Source organism: Anaerostipes rhamnosivorans, from assembly GCF_005280655.1.
GTDB classification, from domain to species: Bacteria; Bacillota; Clostridia; order Lachnospirales; family Lachnospiraceae; genus Anaerostipes; species Anaerostipes rhamnosivorans.
In genome coordinates this window covers 1,421,544-1,440,696 of the sequence record NZ_CP040058.1, presented here as the reverse complement: position 1 = coordinate 1,440,696, position 19,153 = coordinate 1,421,544, and the positions used below count along the sequence as shown (strand labels likewise).

17 protein-coding genes, 1 other RNA gene and 1 other annotated feature are annotated in these 19,153 nt (G+C 45.4%); of the genes, 1 reads left to right on the top strand and 17 read right to left on the bottom strand.

What is annotated here, in order from left to right; translation table 11 throughout:
• The 3 genes from queD to AR1Y2_RS07055 all read right to left on the bottom strand — a co-directional run bounded on the left by queD (nucleotide 1) and on the right by AR1Y2_RS07055 (nucleotide 2,729).
• The gene (gene queD, locus AR1Y2_RS07070) at nucleotides 1-420 is read right to left on the bottom strand and encodes a 6-carboxytetrahydropterin synthase QueD (RefSeq protein ID WP_137328349.1); all 420 of its coding nucleotides are present in this window, start codon (nucleotides 418-420) and stop codon (nucleotides 1-3) included.
• Between the two features lie 235 nt (nucleotides 421-655).
• Nucleotides 656-1,381 (bottom strand): helix-turn-helix domain-containing protein, encoded by a 726-nt coding sequence (locus tag AR1Y2_RS07065; RefSeq protein ID WP_137328348.1) that lies wholly within the window; start codon nucleotides 1,379-1,381, stop codon nucleotides 656-658.
• 478 nt (nucleotides 1,382-1,859) lie between these two features.
• Nucleotides 1,860-2,729, bottom strand: a complete 870-nt coding sequence (locus AR1Y2_RS07055; protein WP_137330218.1) for a LysR family transcriptional regulator — start codon at nucleotides 2,727-2,729, stop codon at nucleotides 1,860-1,862.
• A 145-nt stretch (nucleotides 2,730-2,874) separates the two neighbouring features.
• Here AR1Y2_RS07055 and AR1Y2_RS07050 point away from each other — a divergent pair, with 145 nt between their 5' ends.
• Nucleotides 2,875-3,747: a DMT family transporter gene (locus AR1Y2_RS07050; RefSeq protein ID WP_137328347.1), complete on the top strand. Its 873-nt coding sequence runs from the start codon at nucleotides 2,875-2,877 to the stop codon at nucleotides 3,745-3,747.
• A gap of 16 nt (nucleotides 3,748-3,763) precedes the next feature.
• Here AR1Y2_RS07050 and AR1Y2_RS07045 read toward each other — a convergent pair whose 3' ends face one another.
• The 14 genes from AR1Y2_RS07045 to AR1Y2_RS06980 all read right to left on the bottom strand — a co-directional run bounded on the left by AR1Y2_RS07045 (nucleotide 3,764) and on the right by AR1Y2_RS06980 (nucleotide 19,088).
• The gene (locus tag AR1Y2_RS07045; protein ID WP_137328346.1) at nucleotides 3,764-4,537 is read right to left on the bottom strand and encodes an ABC transporter ATP-binding protein; all 774 of its coding nucleotides are present in this window, start codon (nucleotides 4,535-4,537) and stop codon (nucleotides 3,764-3,766) included.
• Nucleotides 4,534-5,415, bottom strand: a complete 882-nt coding sequence (locus AR1Y2_RS07040; protein ID WP_137328345.1) for an ABC transporter permease — start codon at nucleotides 5,413-5,415, stop codon at nucleotides 4,534-4,536. The genes AR1Y2_RS07045 and AR1Y2_RS07040 overlap by 4 nt, the downstream gene beginning before the upstream one ends.
• A gap of 12 nt (nucleotides 5,416-5,427) precedes the next feature.
• Nucleotides 5,428-6,435: an ABC transporter substrate-binding protein gene (locus AR1Y2_RS07035; RefSeq protein ID WP_137328344.1), complete on the bottom strand. Its 1,008-nt coding sequence runs from the start codon at nucleotides 6,433-6,435 to the stop codon at nucleotides 5,428-5,430.
• Between the two features lie 191 nt (nucleotides 6,436-6,626).
• Nucleotides 6,627-6,865, bottom strand: a binding site (T-box leader).
• A gap of 60 nt (nucleotides 6,866-6,925) precedes the next feature.
• Entirely contained in the window at nucleotides 6,926-7,561 is a 636-nt protein-coding gene (locus tag AR1Y2_RS07030) for a cell wall hydrolase (protein WP_137328343.1), read from the bottom strand.
• A gap of 171 nt (nucleotides 7,562-7,732) precedes the next feature.
• Nucleotides 7,733-8,070: RNase P RNA component class A (gene rnpB, locus AR1Y2_RS07025), an RNA gene on the bottom strand.
• A 90-nt stretch (nucleotides 8,071-8,160) separates the two neighbouring features.
• Nucleotides 8,161-10,227, bottom strand: a complete 2,067-nt coding sequence (locus tag AR1Y2_RS07020; protein ID WP_137328342.1) for a C1 family peptidase — start codon at nucleotides 10,225-10,227, stop codon at nucleotides 8,161-8,163.
• Nucleotides 10,228-10,326: 99 nt separating this feature from the next.
• Nucleotides 10,327-11,982: a nucleoside kinase gene (locus AR1Y2_RS07015; RefSeq protein ID WP_137328341.1), complete on the bottom strand. Its 1,656-nt coding sequence runs from the start codon at nucleotides 11,980-11,982 to the stop codon at nucleotides 10,327-10,329.
• A gap of 24 nt (nucleotides 11,983-12,006) precedes the next feature.
• On the bottom strand, nucleotides 12,007-12,789 hold the full coding sequence (locus AR1Y2_RS07010; protein WP_137328340.1) for a Nif3-like dinuclear metal center hexameric protein: 783 nt from the start codon (nucleotides 12,787-12,789) through the stop codon (nucleotides 12,007-12,009).
• Nucleotides 12,779-13,471 (bottom strand): tRNA (adenine(22)-N(1))-methyltransferase, encoded by a 693-nt coding sequence (locus AR1Y2_RS07005; protein WP_137328339.1) that lies wholly within the window; start codon nucleotides 13,469-13,471, stop codon nucleotides 12,779-12,781. The genes AR1Y2_RS07010 and AR1Y2_RS07005 overlap by 11 nt, the downstream gene beginning before the upstream one ends.
• A gap of 11 nt (nucleotides 13,472-13,482) precedes the next feature.
• The gene (gene rpoD / locus AR1Y2_RS07000; protein WP_137328338.1) at nucleotides 13,483-14,577 is read right to left on the bottom strand and encodes an RNA polymerase sigma factor RpoD; all 1,095 of its coding nucleotides are present in this window, start codon (nucleotides 14,575-14,577) and stop codon (nucleotides 13,483-13,485) included.
• A gap of 34 nt (nucleotides 14,578-14,611) precedes the next feature.
• Complete coding sequence (gene dnaG / locus AR1Y2_RS06995; protein WP_137328337.1) at nucleotides 14,612-16,369, bottom strand: DNA primase; 1,758 nt, start codon at nucleotides 16,367-16,369, stop codon at nucleotides 14,612-14,614.
• An 82-nt stretch (nucleotides 16,370-16,451) separates the two neighbouring features.
• Nucleotides 16,452-17,459, bottom strand: coding sequence for a deoxyguanosinetriphosphate triphosphohydrolase (locus AR1Y2_RS06990; protein ID WP_137328336.1), 1,008 nt, complete (start codon nucleotides 17,457-17,459; stop codon nucleotides 16,452-16,454).
• Nucleotides 17,460-17,504: 45 nt separating this feature from the next.
• On the bottom strand, nucleotides 17,505-18,251 hold the full coding sequence (locus AR1Y2_RS06985) for a sigma-70 domain-containing protein (RefSeq protein WP_137328335.1): 747 nt from the start codon (nucleotides 18,249-18,251) through the stop codon (nucleotides 17,505-17,507).
• A 9-nt stretch (nucleotides 18,252-18,260) separates the two neighbouring features.
• Complete coding sequence (locus AR1Y2_RS06980; protein WP_137328334.1) at nucleotides 18,261-19,088, bottom strand: undecaprenyl-diphosphate phosphatase; 828 nt, start codon at nucleotides 19,086-19,088, stop codon at nucleotides 18,261-18,263.
• Nucleotides 19,089-19,153 lie beyond the last annotated feature (65 nt).

The following is a 19,153-nucleotide window of genomic DNA, read 5'->3' as shown; positions in this document are numbered from 1 at the left end:
CTATTCTCCGTAAATTGCACAGTTATTCGGCGTCTCATACACTTCCACAAAAGATACATCATAGCCGCTCTGTTTGAAACAGTCATAAAAGTATTTTGCAAAATTCTCTGCCGTCGGCCGGAATGCTACTTCAATGATCCGAAAATCTTCTTCCTTCAGCGCTTCCATTGTTTTTTCTTTCAGTGTATTTTTTTCTATGATCAGTGCATGGTCAAACTCATCTGCGATCTCTTTTACCTTATCTTTTAATTGGCCAAAGTCTACGACCATCCCTCTGGTCTGGCCCTGTTGTTCCACTTTTTCTTTTTGAATGGTCACCGAAAGCTTCCATCGGTGCCCGTGCAGATTGCTGCATTTTCCCTCATAACCCGCCAGAAAATGTGCCGAGTCAAAGGATGCATGTGTATTTAATTGATACATAAGACTTCCCTTCTCTATCTATCCTAATGAAACAAAAAAGACATGCCACCCTGAGGTATCCATGTCTCTAAGCATTTCTCTAAGACGTAAGAACTGCACAAAGGCAATCTTCTTACACTGTCCTAGTTTTGTTTAAAGACAGGATGGTACGAATGAACTGTCTATTCTATTCAAAATAACTAATTGAGTATAACACACTTTCGCTCAATTTGAAACAGGTAAAATAACATATAGTTCAGATAGAATTCATGCCTGAAGAAAACAGCCGGATGAGAAATCTCCATATATGGGGATATTCTTTTAAAATCGTTCTCCTGATCTCATCGCTGACGGCCTTTCCTTTCTCTGTAAATGTATATGCCCCGTCAGCAACTCCCCCTATAGCTATATGGGCATTTGCATATCCGCCCACAGCAATATGGGATGCCAGCGCACACCCTCCTATGGCATAGATTCCCACAGCGAGCCCCCCCACTGCAAAGATACCAATGGCGGCGCCCCCTACTGCCAGACCTCCAATGGCAAGCCCGCCAAAGGCCAGCAGGCCAAGGGAAAGCATCCCAATGGAAAGTAAACCGGTAGAAATCATTCCCATAGAGACCAGTCCCACAGCGATATTTCCCGCTGCTATGATCCCTTTTGCTTTATAAATTCCTCTCCCAAAGTTGATATGCACCAAAGGAATCCCGCAGATTGTCATTTTGCTCTTATATTCATAGTGCTGTTTTACAGCGACATAGACAACTTCCTTTTCTTTTTTATACAATTCATTCCCAGTCAGTTCATCTATACTGACTCCAAAAATACGGCTTAATTCTATCAGCTTGTTCATCTCCGGCGTTGTCGTCCCAAGCTCCCATTTAGAGACCGTCTGCCTGGATACATTCAGCCGGTTCCCCAATTCCTCCTGGGACCATCCTTTTTCTTTTCTTACCCGGTTTAGATTTTCATAAAATTCCATAACTTTTCTCCTATTCCTAATCGTGCGAAGCACGCACGCCCGAAGGGTATTCCCTGTGGTATATATTTTTGTTTATTATAAGAAAACCGGGTGTTTTTCACCACCAAATGCCGTTGGAAATCTGTCAACCAAACTTAACATCGTCCTTTTTACACCCTCTCAGGTGCGCGTGCTACGCACGACAAGGTATACCCACAGGGCATCCCGTGTTTTATACCCTCGGGTGCGCGTGCTACGCACGATAAGGTATGACATTTTCCACATGATTTCCGTTCGGCTCTTAGAATGCCTCCCTCCAATCATGTAGAAAATGGACGTAATGTCTACTGGAGAAGGGCTTCTGTCAAAAGAAGGGTGTCACTTTTCAAAAGTTATTTACCACTATTGGAGGAGCGCATTTCAAAAGCACGACGGAAATAGTGGTAAATAACTCATACCCACAGGGCATCCCGTATTCTATACCCTCCGGGTACGCGTGCTACGCACGATAAGGTAAATAATCCAGGAATCTTTTTACTGCTAGTGACATCCCTTTTCTGTCCCGGAATGCAAGCCCGATCTTTCGATAAGCCGGCACCTCCAGTTCCTTTGTGACAATACGGTACGGGATGCGCTGCAAAATAAGCTGCGGGAGAATGCTGATTCCCAGACCGCTCTCCACCATGGACATGATGGCATAATCATCCCAGGTAGTAAATTGAACTTTTCGTGAAATGCGGCACTGTTCAAGAATCTCTGAGACATCTGAATTGCCATCTCTTTTCAACAGCATAAAGGGTGCATCACACAGTGCCTCCATAGGAAAACGGCTGCATTCTGCCAATGGATGTTGTTCCGGAAGGACTGCCAATAGCTGGTCCTGCTCCAGAAAAACTGTCTCCAGCTCCGGAAGCGTGGGAAGCCTTAGAAAACCGCAGTCCACACGTCCATTTAAAATCCAGTTTTCTATTTCCGTATAGTCACCAAGCAACAGTTCATAGTCAATGTGGGGATAATCCTCCTGAAATTTTTTGATGATATTCGGAAGCCAATGCGTGGCTGCACTTGAAAATGTTCCGATCCGTATCAGGCCTGATGTCAGACCTTTTAATTCGTCCACCTGTACTTGCAGCTTCTCAAACTCTCTGCAGACGCTTTTTGCATACGGCAAAAGCTTCATCCCATCTGAAGTCAGACGCACGCCTGACCGGTCCCGCTCAAGAAGAGATACCCCCCATTCTGCCTCCAGGTCATGGATCATGCGGCTGATTCCCGACTGGGAATAACTAAGCATCTCCCCGGCTTTTGTAAAACTCCCATATTCCACAGCTTTCACAAAAGACATGTATTTTTGAAGATTCATATCCATCTGTATACCCACACCTCCCTATTTATCTGAATTTGTCATCTTTTATATGACAAATATTCGTTTTTGTTATTTATGGTTTCATGATACAGTATAAGTATAAGCTGTTCAAGAAAAAGCAAGCAATATGCTGTCATCGAGGTGAGTTATGGAAAAACATTATTTTAAATATTTTACGGCACTGCTGCTGTTTGGATCCAACGGCATTGTTGCAAGCTATATTGAACTGAACAGTTATGAGATTGTATTTTTAAGAACTCTGATCGGGAGCCTGTTTCTCCTTCTAGTTTTCTTTTTCACTGAAAAAAGGCCGCATAAATATAAGGATAAAAAACATTTACTCTATATTCTGATCTCCGGGACCGCCATGGGGATCAGCTGGATGCTTCTCTATGAGGCGTATAAGACCATCGGTGTCAGTATCGCCACATTGGCTTACTACTGCGGCCCTGTCATTGTTATGGCTGTCTCTCCCCTGCTGTTTAAGGAGCGAATGACAATACATAAATTCCTGGGATTTACGGCCGTTGCAGCAGGTATGATAACGGTCAATGGAAACAGCCTGTTTCACACCGGTATCTCCACAGGGCTGCTCTGCGGCCTCCTGTCAGCCGTCATGTATGCTCTCATGGTGATCTTTAACAAAAAAGCACACAGTATTACAGGTCTTAAAAACTCTATGTATCAGCTGATCATAAGTTTTCTTACTGTGGCAGCCTTTATGCAGACCAAGCAGAGCCTCAGCCTTCCGTCCGTATGGCAGAATCTGTTCCCTGTATTAATTTTAGGGATCGTCAACACAGGTATCGGCTGTTATTTCTATTTTTCATCCATCACAAAACTGCCCGCAGGTTCCGTGGCCATCTGCGGATATTTAGAGCCACTGTCCGCCCTGATATTCTCGGCTTTCTTTCTCAGGGAACACTTAACTGGCATACAACTGCTCGGTGCCGTCTTGATCATCGGAGGGGCCATGTACGGAGAACTTATGGGCAAGAAAAAAAGCCATAGGAATCAATGATCCTATGGCTGGTGTGCTAATTTCCTGTCTCTATGCTGATCTCATTAAACTGATCCAGCAGATCTTCAATTGCAAGAGCCTCTTTTTCTTCTCCTGCCTTGTCTATGATCGCCTTTCCCTGATGCATCATAATCAGGCGGTTTCCATATTCCACCGCGAATCTCAAGTTATGCGTGACCATGATCGTGGTCAGATTCTTCTCCGTGACAATCTTATCCGTCAGCTCCATAATCAGCTCCGCAGTCTTTGGATCCAGTGCTGCCGTATGCTCATCCAGAATCAAGAATTCTATGGGGGTCATGGTAGTCATCAAAAGTGCCATGGCTTGCCGCTGTCCTCCGGACAGGGAGCCTACTTTGGTTCCCATCATATCCTCAAGTCCCAATCCCAGCTGGGAGAGCATTTCCTGGTAATGGCGGATCCTCTTTTTATTGGTTCCCAGCCCAAGGCCGTATGACTTGCCCTTGTTGTCAGCTAAAGACATATTCTCAAGGATTGTCATGGAAGGACAGGTTCCCATAGAGGGGTCCTGATACACACGCCCGATCTTACGCTGGCGGACAAACTCCTTTTGCTTTGTAATATCTTCATTGTTTAAAAAGATCGATCCGCTCTCCGGCTGAAGGCTTCCGCAGATCAGATTCAGCATCGAGGTCTTTCCGGAACCATTGCTTCCGATCACGGAGATAAAGTCTCCATTCTGAACCTTCAGGCTGAAATCCTGAAACAGACATACCTCATTTACTGTTCCGATATTATAATATTTGTCGATATTCTTAAGTTCAATCATGCTTTCACCTTCTTCTTACGGTCCATGCTGACGATCAGGATCACAAGGAACAGAATCGCCGTGATCAGTTTAAGATCCTGTGAATCCAGGCCGATCTCAATGGCAGCCGCCACACAGGCCTTATAAATAACAGATCCGATGATGACAGCTGTAGTCGCTTTCAATCGATTTCCTTTAAAAATGTTGGTCCCGATGATCACGCTGGCCAGACCGATGACGATTGTACCGGTACCCATTGAAATTTCAAAAAATCTCTGCTGCTGACACATGACACTACCCGCCAGAGCTACCAGCCCATTTGCGATGGAAAGACCAACGATCTTTACAAATCCGCTGTCTTTTGCCAGAGAGGTGACAATTTTTTCATTGTCCCCCACCGCCCTTAATAGATAGCCGGATTTTGTCTTTAAGTACAGATCCAGAAGGAGCTTTGCGATCAACATAATAACAGTGATGATGACCAGCGTCTTATATGGAGCAAGTGCTTCCGGGAATAATCCGTTGATCCCATTATTATTAAATATCGTATTGTAATTGAACAGTGGAACATTGGCACTTCCGCCTGTGATCCGCAGATTGATCGTATAAAGCCCTGTCATCATGATGATACCAGACAGAAGATCCCGGACCTTAAACTTCACATGGATAATGCCGGTCAGCGCTCCCGCTGCCGCCCCTGCCGCTGTGGAAAGGATCAGCGACAGGATTGGATTGAATCCATTCATCAGCAGTACGGTTGTGATAGCCGCGCCTAACGGAAAGGTACTGTCCACAGACAGATCCGGAAAGTCCAGTATTTTATAAGTAATGTATACGCCCAGAGCCATGACCGCATAGATAAATCCCTGCTCAAAGACCCCAATGATCAATTGTTCCATTTTTTGCTCCTATTATTTGCTTGCTTTAATTTCTGTAAATGTCTCTACGGCTGTTTTCTGTATATCAGATGGAAGTTTGATACCCAGATCCTTCGCTGCCTTTTCATTCAGATAAATATCTCCCTGATTGAATGTTTCAAACGGAATCTCAGATGCTTTCTTTTCTCCCTTTAACACTTTGGCAGCCATCTTTCCGGTCTGTTCCCCGAGTTTCACAAAATCGATACCCACACAGCCGATACATCCCAGTTTTACCTGTTCGATCTCTGATCCAAATACAGGAATCTTTGCTTTGTTAGCTTTTTCCAGGTAGGTTGGCATACAGCTGACAACTAGGTTGTCTGTCAGGTTTGTGATACAGTCGACTTTTTTGATCAGACTGTCTGCTGCCATAGGCATATCAGCCGCTGCACTGATTCCCTGTGTTACGATCTTGAAACCATTTTTCTTGGCCACCTTCTCATATGCTTCAATTCCCGCCTTGGAATTTACTTCGTTGGTGCTGTATAAAATACCTACGTTCTTTGCCTTTGGAAGTACTTTTCGGATCAGCTTCAGCTGTTTGTCTGCAAGGATCAGATCCGAAGTACCGGTGACTTCTCCCACATTCTTTCCGTCTTTATCTACAAATCCCGCCAGTTCCGGTGAAGTGACTGCAGTGTAGATAACCGGTGTCTTAGAATCAGAAGCCGCATTGTATGCGCTCTGTGCACTAGGAGTGGCAATCGCGCAGATCAGGTCAAATTTTTTGGATGCGAAATTGGATGCGATCTGATTGTCCGCCGCTGTATCTGCCTGTGCATTTTTAAAAGTGATCTTTAAGTTCTTGCCCTCTTTGATCCCTTCCTTTTCCAGACCCTGGATAAATCCCTTACGGCAGTTGTTTAAGGATTCGTGCTCCGCAAACTGCTGAATTCCGATCTGATACGTCTGGTCCTCACTTTTTTTTGAACATCCTGCGAGTAATAAAGATGCTGCCAATACCATACTGCAGCCTGCTGCTAATAACTTCTTTCTCATAACTTTCTCTCCTTTTCTCTACAATTGATTAACTGCACTATAGAGATAAACAATTCATTGAGCGCCAAATGCGATTTGACCCAGTCAAATAATTTCCTCACGCATTTGTGTGCATAATACCCGCAGGGCTTTTTAATTCATAGGGAGGTTCGAAGAACTATCCTATGGAATAAAAAACGCCCCAAGCTCACGCTTGAGGCGGATATCCGCGGTACCACTCAAATTGGCATCATAAAAAATGCCCACTTTTCTCATATACTATCATATATGCCCTGTTAGGTAACGGGTCGGGTGCCCGGCAACTCCTACTATAAGTTCAGAACTGCCCTCGAAAGTCCATTCATCAGGGAATTCATGCTACAATCCCACCACCTGCAGCTCTCTTTAAATCCTTCTGCTCCTGACTACTACTCTTTCTCATCGGTTTATCACTATATGATAGAATGATAATACTTTTCTGTTTTCGTGTCAACCCCGAATTTTTACTATCTTATTTATAAAATGAATGTCCCTGATAAGTGAACAGTTTCGTCAAAGCCCGGTCAAACCAAGATACGTTTCGAGGATTTGCCATTGTCTTTTCTACAAAGTACAAAGCACCTTCTGAATAGTCTTCTCCGGAAAGGGCCCTCTCCACGCTTTCCCTTGTGGATGCTTTGATGGTCACAGAATTGTATCGTCCATCGGCTGTAGGAGAAAACTGGACACTTCCGTTGGTTCTCTGGAATACAACCTTTTCCACCGTATTTGGAAATTCCTTGGAACGCACTCTGTTTAATATCACATTTGCGACTAAGATTTTACTCTTTATGTCTTTGTCAGTAGCTTCTGCTTCCACAATCCGTGTGAGGATCGCTTTATCTCTTGTAGATATTTTTCCCTTCAGACCTTTGGCTTGCTGCACCTTTTCGATCTGACGTTCAATATTCAACTTTTTCACCAGTGCTTTACGTTCTTTGAACTGCTCTTGTTCCTCCAACAGTTTCCTTTGGATGAGCTGGTCTGCACCATTGTCGCTTTTCGGCGGCTGGAATAATGTATCGCTGGCAAAGACCTGCTGCCCTACACTGCATAAGCCAATCGCGCAAGATATGGCTGCTACTTTCCATTTTTTCTTCAATGTCATACTACACTCCTTTGATATAGTGTATGACAAATTTGAAACATTATTCACACTTTTGTAAAATTTATGTCCTAAAACAAGCAAATCGTTATTTTTCTACATGATTTAAAATAAAAACTGCCTGTCCAGCAGTTGTAATAACGGGACAAGCAGTGTAAACAATCTTTCAAAACGGAATTTAGTTAATCTGTAAGCCGGGTTCTGTCTTAAATGATCATCTATCTCGACCTGCTGTTGCCAGCAAGCTCCAGCGGCACACCGAAAAGTGGACCGGGCAAGCCCATAGCTTTTCTCCTGCCTTGCTTCGGATGGGGTTTACATGTGCCTTGTCTGTTACCAGCCAAGCGGTGGGCTCTTACCCCGCCTTTCCACCCTTACCGGCAAAAACCGGCGGTTTATTTCTGTTGCACTGGCCTGAGGGTCTCCCCTACCGGACGTTATCCGGCATCCTGCCCTGCGAAGCCCGGACTTTCCTCACCAAATTACTTTGGCGCGATCATTCGGTTAACTAAATTCCGAGTGGAATTATACCATGTTCTCATAGGTCCCGTCAAACAATTTAAAGATTCCTTTTCTTCTTTCTAATGCAATATCTATACATCTTAATAGATTTTCACGGTATAAGATACTTTAAACTTCCCGCAATAAGCGGTTACTTTTACTCTGCCCTTTTTCTTTTTAGCCTTCAGCTTACCGCTGGTCTTTCCAATGGACGCCAGTTTTTTATTATTGACTTTCCATTTCACTGTACCTGTGACGCCATACTTTTTCGCCTTGAACAGATAAGACTTCTTTCTCTTTATCTTTGACTTCTTCTTTGTCAATGCCAAACGCTTATTGCTTACTTTCACTTTGCACTTCAGGCTGTAGCTCTTGCCCTGCTGAGTCACCTTAGCTGTAATTGTTGCAGTTCCGGCCTTCTTCCCTGTCACAGCACCGGCAGAGCTTACGGCTGCCACAGATTTGTTGGAACTGGAATAGGAAACTTTTGCTCCGCTAACTTTATTCTTTATACCAACTGTCGTTTTATTTCCCTTGTAAATGCTGAAAGAACTCTTTGACAAATACGGTTTTTTATATACCACCGCCGGCCTTGTCGTTGTTGGTTTTGTCTGAGGCTTTGGTGATCCACTCGTATTAGAACCATTTGCATCCATTGACTGAGTATAGGACCTTGTAGTTGCTTTTATTGAAAAATTACACAACCGATTTTGACCATTTTCTGGCGTATAAATATCATTGATGGCCTGCTCTCCGGCCTTGACAAAGCTTTGGCCTGGCTCAATCGTCCCCTTATAATAACAGTCCCCATCACCATAGTAGTCTGAACATTCCAGTCCGATATTGAGTCTTTGATCCGCTTTGGCTTTCCTTAACATCAAAACAACTGCATACTTTCCGGATACTTTCTTCGCAGAGGTCTTTGCAGTGATATATCCTGCATGCAAAACTGTCTGCTCCGACGTCAGTTGTTCCTTTTTTGATAGCTCCGGTACACCCGAAGAGTTTACAGGAGCCATATATAACTGATACTTACTGCCAATGGAATCTGTAAAAAATGTCACTGATTCTAATTTCTCATTTTTACCAAAATCAAAAACATTCGCAAAATAACAGAAATCTGCAGAGATGTTTTCGGATACATTGATTGAGGTCACTGCTCCAAATTCATCCAACTGATAAAGCTTTTCATCTGAATCATATGCCTTAAAACTCTTGATTGTATAATCAGGCAGTAAAAGAGGATCTTCATAAGAAACCCAATAATACCCTCCGTCACTGTAGCTGGCGTTGGTTCCCCAACTATTCTTAATCAGCCATGCGCCGTTTTCTGACGGAGCTTTGCTGAAATTCGTTTTGCTATATGTATCATCCCATCCAACAATAATGACCTCATGATTTTGAACTAATTCTTGATTATTCCTATCTGTCAATTCGCCCGAATAGTAATAAGAATCTCCTTTGTGGTACTTAGAAGAAAAGTCCCAATATATTCCTGTCCCCACAGCACCGTTATTCATCACTGCCTGTTTGATCTCTTTGCCGTTCTCCGGATTAAGGAACTGGATATCGGTTGCCTGATATAACTTGGGCGCACTGTTAAGATTCTTCGGCCTTACTACATTGGCGAATTCAAATATCTCATTAATAAAAGAAATATCCTGCTCTGATTTCGGCCCAAACCCGGATGCATAATATCCGGAAGACATCCACTCGTTGCCTCCATTGTCGTTAGTTGTATTGCACATGTAGCCGCTTCCTGTCAGTCCGTTCATGGTCCAGAGCATATGCTGTTCTGACAAGTCCGTGCTTAGTCCCGTACTTGTCTTTACTTTTGATTCAAACAATCCTGAACCTGAAAAAGCCCAGCAGGCTCCTACATCTTCCTGGTCTTTGACAGATGTCATATGTCCTGCTGTCCTTCCATCATATCTGGAAGGGATGGCACCGCTTCTCTTCTTTCCAGGAATGGATACGGTGGCCGGAACCTCTACCTTGGCCGGCGGCTGCCGATATCCATACTTTGAATCTTCTTCTCCAAAATGTTCATTCGTTTCTGCAGTCAGTTCAGGCGCTGTCTCTGCTTTGACCATTGATGTCTGAAATATCAGGCTAAAACAAAGGCAAAGCGCAAAAGCGGCACTAACTCCCCTTTTTATCTTTCTCAAATTCTTCTCCCCTTTATTATAGATATTAAAACCATTCTTTTATACTATATATGAGGAAAAATCTTCATTGATAGTTAGAGGTTTGTCTTCAGGTTGTGATTAAGTTTCAAAACAGCTTCCCCCAATAAATTCTCTGAGAAGTGAAGTTTTCGGTATATCTTCGCTCTTAACGCTCAAAAAGTAATCCAAAAACTTCAGCAGACGTTTGGATTCCTGGTACTCCGGACATCCTGGACTGATCTGAAATAAAAGAGGTTCCGCATACTGCTTTAACACGGCCAGCTCATAGATCTGGGCAGAGTTAAACATGATATCCGCCTCCTCCTGATAAGGAAAGATATTCAGTTCTTCCCCTCTCCTGACAGATTCCCAGCGCCCTATGGTTGTTTTGGCATCCATTCCCCTGTGTCTTGCATCCCTTACGATCCTTCGCAGCAGACGCCCGTCGGAGCTTGGTATCCGGTTGTGTTCATCAATGTTGATCTGGCTCAACGCACTGACATAGATCTTATATTTATCCTGTTCCGAGATCTCACTGGACAGCATTCCATTCAGACCGTGGATTCCCTCGATGACCAGCACATCATCCGGTCCGATCTTTTTATAATTGCCTTTATACTCCCGCTTGCCGGACACAAAATTATACGTGGGCAGCTGCACCCCTTTTCCCGCCAGGAGGCAGTTGATATCTTCATTAAACAATTCCAGATCCAGGGACGCAATGGTCTCAAAGTTATAATTGCCTTCCTCATCCCTTGGTGATAACTCCCTGTCTAAGAAATAGTCATCCAAAGAAATCGGATGCGGCGTCAGCCCATCGATCTGCAGCTGTATGGCAAGCCTGTGGGAAAATGTAGTCTTTCCTGAGGAAGACGGACCGGCGATCAAAACCACCTTTTTTCCATCGTCTACGATCTTTGTAGCGATGTCTGCAAGAAGTTTTTCCTGCAGCGCCTCCTGGACCAAAATCAGATTATTGATGTCCCCGTTTGTGATCTCCTCATTGAGCTTTCCGACGGTATCCACACGCATCAGTTTACTCCAGGATCTGGACCGCTGCATCACATGGAAAAGCTTTGGCTGCGGCGTAAACCGGGAAACTGCGTAAAGATGGTCCCTCCTGGGGATCTGGAGCACAATGCCTCCCTGATATGCATCCACAAAAAAGTCCTTTATATAGCCGGTGCTCGGTGCCATATACCCATAGAAATAGTTCTCATAGCCATCCAGAGAATAGACGTTGGTCCTTGAGACTCTTCTGAATCTGAAAAGCCTCACCTTTTCCTTCATGCCCTGTTGTGCAAATCTTTTCCTGGCCTCAAACGTATTGTAGGAGATCTTTTCTATCTTTAGATCATGGTTGACCAGTTCCCTCATCTTTGCCTGGATTTTCTTAGCAAGCTGATCATCAACCTCCAGGTCATCCAATGAGAATTCGCAGAATGTACTGTTCCCAATAGAATAATTCATGGTTATGCGGTTGGTGCAGCCTTCTCCGAGTACTTCCTCACACGCTTTTAAGAACACAAAATTTACAGTTCTTTTATACGTCATATATCCGCTCTGTTCCTCGTTGGTAACAAAACGGATCTCACAGTCCTCATCAATGGTGTGGTATAATTCCCTCAATTTCTCTCCCGTATAGGCAAGCAAAATCACAGGAGTCCCCGGGCGCTGGAAGCGTTTTGCGATATCCTCCAGTGTCGTGCCCTCTTTTATACTGATCCTGGCTCCTTCTACTGTTACATGTAACATTCCCTGCATCATCTCCTCTCTGGTCTATTTTACGTCAAACGGGCATTTTGTATGTCTTAAGATTACGTCACATTCTGGTATATTCTTCTGAAGAAAATGTCCCATAAAATCAACAAAGATTTTTTCCAGTCCGTGATGGCCGGCATCGATGACTGTGATGCCCATATCCACCGCATCCAGTCCCTCGTGGTGCCCGATATCCCCGGTTAAAAATACATCTGCCCCGACAGAGGATACCTCTTTTTCCATATGCCTTCCGGAGCCTGGCACAATGGCCACCCTGCGGATCTCCTTTGTTCCGTCCCCGAACACAAACACCTGCTTGATGTCAAAGGTCTTTTTGATCTTCTCCACAAAGTCGTCAACAGACACGGGCCGGCGAAAGTCCGACACTGTTCCAATCCCCATGGGAATGCCGTTTTCTGTACATGTGGTCTCTACCGGACCGTCACTTTTAAGGCCCAGCGCTTCGCAGACGATCCTTCCCATATGGACGACATCAAAATTTGTGTGCATAGCGTAACAGTTGATGCCGTTTTCCAATAGAGTAAGGATCTTGGAAGGTGTTCCCGCATCGTCCGTAATGCTCTTTAAGGGAGAGAAAATGAGAGGGTGGTGGGTCAGCAGAAAGTCCACATTTTGGCTCACTGCATCTTCCACCACCCCTTTGTCCGCATCCAATGCGACCATGATCTTCTGGATCTCTCTATCCTGCCGTCCCGCAAGAAGGCCCACGTTATCCCAGTCCATGGCATAACCTGACGGCACATACGTCTCTAATACTCTCATCAGTTCACTACATTTCATAATGTTTCAGTGCCTCCTTTATTTCCTCCAGGGCAGAGGATAATTCATTTGCCCTGTTTTTCAGGGTTTCTGAGTCTTTCCCCTGAAAAGATGTGAGGATCTTTTGTATATCTTCTTTTTCTTTCAAAAGGTATTCTTTCATCAAAGGATCCTTTGACCCAGGAAGATATGTCCCGTAAGAATACTGCCAGGAAGACGGATATGACTCCCGGCCTTGGACTGCTTTAATTACAATGTAATATTTCCCGTCCTCCCTGACCAATGCCTCTTTCTTGATGGCATATCCATGGCTGTGAAGAAACTTCCGCACTTTTTCCCAATGGGACTGGGGAGAAAGAACAAGCTCGGCAACATGGCAGAGCTTGTCTTCCCCCCGCGTAAGGATCTGTTCCATCAAATCTCCGCCCATACCGGCGATCACTGCACTGTCGGCATCTTCCGGAAGTCCTTCCATGCCGTCAGATAAGATGCACTCGATCTGTCCGTCCAGTCCCTCTTTTTTTATATTCTGTCTGGCCCGCTCGAGGGGCCCCCGGTTGACATCCATGGCAAATGCCTTTCCAGAAAGTCCTTCGGATGTCAGATAAATCGGTATGTATCCATGATCTGTCCCTATATCGGCGACACACATCCCTTCGGATACAAAAGAAGCAATTGTTTTTAACCGTGTTGACAGCTCCATAATCCACCCAATTAATCCAGATAATCTTTCAGTTTTCTGCTGCGGCTCGGATGTCTCAGCTTTCTCAAAGCCTTAGCTTCGATCTGACGGATTCTCTCTCTTGTGACGTTAAACTCTTTTCCTACTTCCTCTAAAGTCCTGGCGCGGCTGTCATCCAGACCGAAGCGCAGTCTTAACACCTTCTGCTCCCGCTCAGTGAGAGTTCCCAGAACTTCACTCAGCTGCTCCTTGAGCAGTGTAAATGCCGCGGCATCCGCCGGCACCGGTACATTGTCATCCTGTATAAAGTCTCCCAGATGGCTGTCCTCTTCCTCGCCGATCGGGGTCTCCAAAGAAACCGGCTCCTGGGAAATCTTTAAAATCTCCCGGACACGGTCCACCGGAATATCCATCTCCTCCGCAATCTCCTCAGGAAGTGGTTCCCGGCCAAGCTCCTGTAACAACTGTCTGGATACACGGATCAGTTTATTGATGGTCTCCACCATATGCACAGGAATACGGATCGTTCTCGCCTGGTCAGCAATAGCTCTGGTAATGGCCTGACGGATCCACCATGTGGCATAGGTGCTGAACTTATATCCTTTTCTGTAATCAAACTTCTCCACTGCTTTGATCAGTCCGAGATTTCCCTCCTGGATCAGGTCAAGGAACAGCATCCCCCGCCCCACATAGCGTTTTGCGATACTGACAACGAGACGCAAGTTGGCTTCCGCCAGTTTCTTCTTCGCTTCCTCGTCCCCTTCTTCCATCCTTTGTGCCAGGCGGATTTCCTCATCGGCGCTGAGCAGCGGTACTTTTCCTATTTCTTTTAAGTACATGCGCACAGGATCTTCGATACTGACTCCATCCGGGATGGTCAGATCCGCTTCTTCCTCAATCTCTTCTTTGATCTCCAGATCTTCGTCCTCGTCTCCCTCTGGAATCGTGAGCACGTCAATCCCATTTTGTTCCAGGTAATCAAAAATCGCCTCCATCATATCCGATGTCAGCTTAAAATCTTTGAAATATGTCTCAATCTGAGCATACTCCAAAAAGTTTTTATTTTTCTTCCCCAGTTCTACTAAACCTGCCAGCTTCTCGCTGAATTGTAACATTGTGTCGTCCATTGATTTCCTTCCTCTCATACCTATTTTAACCAACCTAAATCGAAATATGCAGCTTTGCAAGGCTGCCCTTTTCCTGGATCAGCTCCTGCCATTTCATAATGTCGTTGGATTCATTCATCTTGTGTTCAATGCTGTCTTCTTTCACCTTGCGGACAATATCGGTCAGTGCCTTGTCGTTGTCCTCCGGCAGCGGCTTTAGTTTCAGCGTGGTGTTAAACAGTTCCGCGATCTTCTTCTGATCCTCCATGTCCACATACTGATTCAGGATCTTTGCCGGCGTCACCTTCCCGTCCTGCTCGTATTCTTTAAACAGTAACACAGCAACACCGTGGTAGATCGGCTCGATAAAGTCATCGGGCCCGATAATCCCTCTAAGCTTGTCAAACAGCACCGGCTCGTTGACCAGCCATGTGAGCAAAAGCTTCTGCGGCTCTAGTTTTTTTTCTTCTTTTTTAACTTCGATCGGCTTTCGTTCCTGTTCCTTTGGCTTTTCCTGGACATATCCGCTGGTCCCGTAATAATCCACCAGATCCGTAAGCTCTTTTACTCCCATAAAATATTCCCTGGATACAGCCTCACAGTAATTGCTGCGCTCCAGCGGCTCCCTTATGGAAGACAAAAGCTTGGCCGCCTCGTGCTGGAACTTTGTCTTTTCTTCTGGGTCGTCCTGGTTGTACTTCCCAGCCGCCACAGAAACCTGAAACATAAAACTGCTCCGGGCCTTCTCGATACGCTTGGTGAGTTCTTCACTTCCCAATGCCTTAATAAACTCATCCGGATCTTTATGTGGATTTAAGTTCAGGACCCTGACCGTAAGCCCAGCTCCTTTTAAGATCGGAATCGCTCTTAAAATAGCCCTCTGTCCTGCCTCATCGCTGTCGAAGGAGAGGATGACTTCATCAGTATAACGTTTTAAAAGCATCCCGTGCCCTTCTGTAAACGCGGTCCCAAGTGCTGCCACCGCATTGGTGAATCCGGCCTGGTGCATTGTGATAACATCCATATATCCTTCGCATAGAATGATAAATTTCTCTCTTGAGCTCCGTGCAAAGTTCAGACCGTAAAGATTCCTGCTCTTGTCAAACAGCTTTGTCTCCCTGGAGTTCAGATACTTGGGATTTCCGTCCCCCATGACACGTCCCCCGAATCCGATGACACGGTTGTTCACATCCTGGATCGGAAACATGACCCGGTTCCAGAACTTGTCGCTGCCTCCTCTGGCCTCATCGATGGAAACCAGTGCAGAATCCTTCAAGTCTTCATCTGTAAATCCTTTGCTCTTTAAAAAGCGGTAGAGGTCATCTTGATAAATATCCGCATATCCAAGGCCAAACTTTTTAATTGTCTCCTCGGTGATGCCCCGCTTTTTAAGATATGCAAGCCCTTTTTCTCCTCTTTTGCTGTGCAAGAGGATATAAAAATAGTTGGCCGCCATCTTATTCATCTCTTTTAATTTTGCTTTGGCATCTGCCTGCTGCTTTGCCTCTGTACTGAGTTCCTGTTCGGGCAGCTCCATCCCGGCCCGCTCTGCAAGATACCTCACGGCTTCCGGAAATGTGAAGTTTTCATATTCCATAATAAAAGTGAACACATTGCCCCCTGCCCCGCATCCAAAACAGTAATACATCTGCTTGTCCCTGCTGACAGAAAACGACGGTGATTTTTCATTATGGAAAGGGCAAAGGCCAAAATATGAACTGCCTTTCCGCTTCAGTGGTACATATGAAGAGATTAAATCCACGATGTCATTGCGGCTTCTGACCTCTTCAATAATGTCATCTCCGTATAACAACAGCCTGTCCTCCTAATCTAAGTGATAAATGTCCTCTATATATATTATTCTACATAAATTGATTCATTCCTTTTTATTTTTCTCACTTTTCCAGCCAGAATTTCGGAATGAAGATTTCCTTGTATGTCTCAATGGCAAAATGGTCCGTCATCCCGGCAATATAGTCACATACAGCCTGTTCTTTCGACTCTGTCTGGCCAATCCGCCCTCTGGAAACATCAGGAAGAAGGTCGATATGATGCAGATAATGCGAAAACAGCGGCTCAATGATGTGGTGCACCTTCTTTTCTTCTTTTTTTGTCTGTGGATTAAAATAGACGTGGTCAAACATAAATCTCCGGAGTCCGAACATCGCCGTATACACTTCCTCAGACATGAGAATATCATCCTTTTCCTCACTGTGTTTTACAATATCACAGATAATATTATTAATCCGCTCCCTTACTGTATGCCCGAGCACATCCGTGTACTCTGACGGAAGATCGGATTCTTTCATGACCCCCGCACGTATGGAATCGTCGATGTCATGGTTAATGTAGGCGATCTTATCGGCCAGACGAACGATTTTACCCTCCAGTGTGGCAGAAATGCTGTGGGTAGAATGGTTTTTCATTCCCTCCCGGACCTCCCAGGTAAGATTCAGCCCCTTCCCGTTCTTTTCCAGGCATTCCACTACTCTGACACTCTGGAGATTATGGCGGAATCCTTCCGGATTTAGCTCGTTTAAGGCTCTTTCCCCCGCATGGCCGAACGGTGTGTGCCCCAGATCGTGGCCCAGAGCAATGGCCTCAGTGAGCAGTTCGTTCAGGTTCAGTGCTCTGGCTATGGTCCTGGCATTCTGGGCCACCTCCAGAGTATGGGTAAGCCTGGTCCGATAATGGTCCCCTTTTGGCGATAAAAACACCTGTGTCTTGTCTTTTAAACGCCGAAAAGCCTTGCAGTGGACGATTCGGTCCCTGTCCCTCTGGAAACAGGTCCGAAGCTCGCACTCCACTTCAGGCTTTTCTCTCCCTCTTGTCTGGCTGCTCAGCGTCGCATAAGGACTGAGCATCTCTTGTTCTGTCTGTTCCTGCTTTTCTCTGATGTTCATTGCCCCACCTCTTCCTGTACCTATGGGCGGCCGGGAGATCCCGGCCTATTTCTGGGTAATGTCCGTCTCTACCACAGAAATCGCATCCAGTGACATCTTCATGATCTCTTTTACTTCCTCCTCCGTCATGGAAAGCTCATGGGCAAGCTCCTTCGCAGTAGCTTCCCTTCCTAAATCCTTTGCCAGGAATCTGGCTGCCTCGTCAAGACGGTTTGCCTTTCCCGCCATCTGCTCTCCCATAGAATCCGCATGAGTCTGTTCTGCGACCGCTGCCTTTATGGCCTCCTCCGCAGACGCCATCAAGAATTCTTCCGCTGTCTGGGGATCCTTTTCGTTGAGGCTGTACACAGCTTCAATAAGCCCCATATTCCCTTCCTGCACAAGGTCTCCTAAGTGAACTCCGCGGCCCGTATACTTTTTGGCGGTCAGAGCCACTTCAGATAGCAGGCTCTCGACCAGCTCATTTTTCACATCTTCCCCATTTCCGAGCCGGACGATCAGTCCCCTGACCTCCTCCGGGTCAGATCCACCCCGTTCTGCCAGTTCCTCTTCATAAAACCGGATGACACCCGGTTCTGTCTCCTCTTGCTGCTCTTTTTTTGGACTTCGGTCATATCCTTCCACCTGGACTCCTGCTTCCACAAAATAATCGCAGAGCATGGTCTCGATCTCATCTGTTATGTCAAGTCCTCCGAAATACGATAAAATATCTTCCTTCCGGATTTTTCCGCCCCCGGCCTTTGCCACCTCCAGAAGCTCCTGCATTCCTTTTAAAAATAATTCTTTCTCCATGTAATTCTCCTAATTAACAAATGTAAAATATCCGATGACCAAAACACCGAGTATGATCCGGTATACACCAAACGCCTTAAAGTCATGCCGTTTCACATATCCCATCAAAAACTTGATAGCAACGATGGAAACAAGGAACGAAACGATCATCCCCACAGCCAGCACTAAAAGCTCCGTGCCGGTAAACGCAAAGCCGAACTTTACGATCTTTAAAAGACTGGCTCCAAACATGACCGGGATTCCGAGAAAAAATGAAAACTCAGCCGCCACAGTCCTGGAACACCCAATCAAGATCCCGCCGACAATCGTGGCGCCGGAACGGGACGTTCCCGGAATCAGCGACAGTACCTGGAAGACACCTATGATAAAGGCCATCCGGTATGTAAGGCCTTTCAGGGAATTCATCTCTCTTCTGCGGCTTCTCTCATTATGATTTTCAATGACGATAAATAAGATACCGTAAATGATAAGAGTGGCTGCGACAACGATCGGATTAAAAAACCGGTCATGAATAGCATCGTCGAACAAAATGCCGATGACAGCGGCCGGAAGAACCGCAATGATCACTTTATACCAGAGAACCATCGTATCATGTTTCTGCGCCCGGTTCTTCTTCGGTGAGAGAGGGTTCAGCTTATGAAAATACAGCACTACCACCGCCATGATAGCACCCAGCTGGATCACCACGTCAAACATCTCCTTAAATGCCCCTGAGACATTTAAGTTTATGAACTCATCTACTAAGATCAAATGTCCAGTGCTGCTGATCGGCAGCCACTCCGTGATGCCCTCCACAATTCCAAGAATAACAGTTTTTAAGATTAATATAAGATCCATGCCTAGTTCCTTTCAAGATGATATTTGAAAAGGGTGATTAGAAAATATCCTATTCACCCTTCCTG

Bases quoted from the DNA above. Each gene is read 5' to 3' on its own strand.
- queD (WP_137328349.1), bottom strand. From the start codon at position 420: ATGTATCAATTAAATACACATGCATCCTTTGACTCGGCACATTTTCTG.
- AR1Y2_RS07065 (WP_137328348.1), bottom strand. From the start codon at position 1,381: ATGGAATTTTATGAAAATCTAAACCGGGTAAGAAAAGAAAAAGGATGG.
- AR1Y2_RS07055 (WP_137330218.1), bottom strand. From the start codon at position 2,729: ATGGATATGAATCTTCAAAAATACATGTCTTTTGTGAAAGCTGTGGAA.
- AR1Y2_RS07050 (WP_137328347.1), top strand. From the start codon at position 2,875: ATGGAAAAACATTATTTTAAATATTTTACGGCACTGCTGCTGTTTGGA.
- AR1Y2_RS07045 (WP_137328346.1), bottom strand. From the start codon at position 4,537: ATGATTGAACTTAAGAATATCGACAAATATTATAATATCGGAACAGTA.
- AR1Y2_RS07040 (WP_137328345.1), bottom strand. From the start codon at position 5,415: ATGGAACAATTGATCATTGGGGTCTTTGAGCAGGGATTTATCTATGCG.
- AR1Y2_RS07035 (WP_137328344.1), bottom strand. From the start codon at position 6,435: ATGAGAAAGAAGTTATTAGCAGCAGGCTGCAGTATGGTATTGGCAGCA.
- AR1Y2_RS07030 (WP_137328343.1), bottom strand. From the start codon at position 7,561: ATGACATTGAAGAAAAAATGGAAAGTAGCAGCCATATCTTGCGCGATT.
- AR1Y2_RS07015 (WP_137328341.1), bottom strand. From the start codon at position 11,982: ATGTTACATGTAACAGTAGAAGGAGCCAGGATCAGTATAAAAGAGGGC.
- AR1Y2_RS07010 (WP_137328340.1), bottom strand. From the start codon at position 12,789: ATGAAATGTAGTGAACTGATGAGAGTATTAGAGACGTATGTGCCGTCA.
- AR1Y2_RS07005 (WP_137328339.1), bottom strand. From the start codon at position 13,471: ATGGAGCTGTCAACACGGTTAAAAACAATTGCTTCTTTTGTATCCGAA.
- rpoD (WP_137328338.1), bottom strand. From the start codon at position 14,577: ATGGACGACACAATGTTACAATTCAGCGAGAAGCTGGCAGGTTTAGTA.
- AR1Y2_RS06990 (WP_137328336.1), bottom strand. From the start codon at position 17,459: ATGAACATCAGAGAAAAGCAGGAACAGACAGAACAAGAGATGCTCAGT.
- AR1Y2_RS06985 (WP_137328335.1), bottom strand. From the start codon at position 18,251: ATGGAGAAAGAATTATTTTTAAAAGGAATGCAGGAGCTTCTGGAGGTG.
- AR1Y2_RS06980 (WP_137328334.1), bottom strand. From the start codon at position 19,088: ATGGATCTTATATTAATCTTAAAAACTGTTATTCTTGGAATTGTGGAG.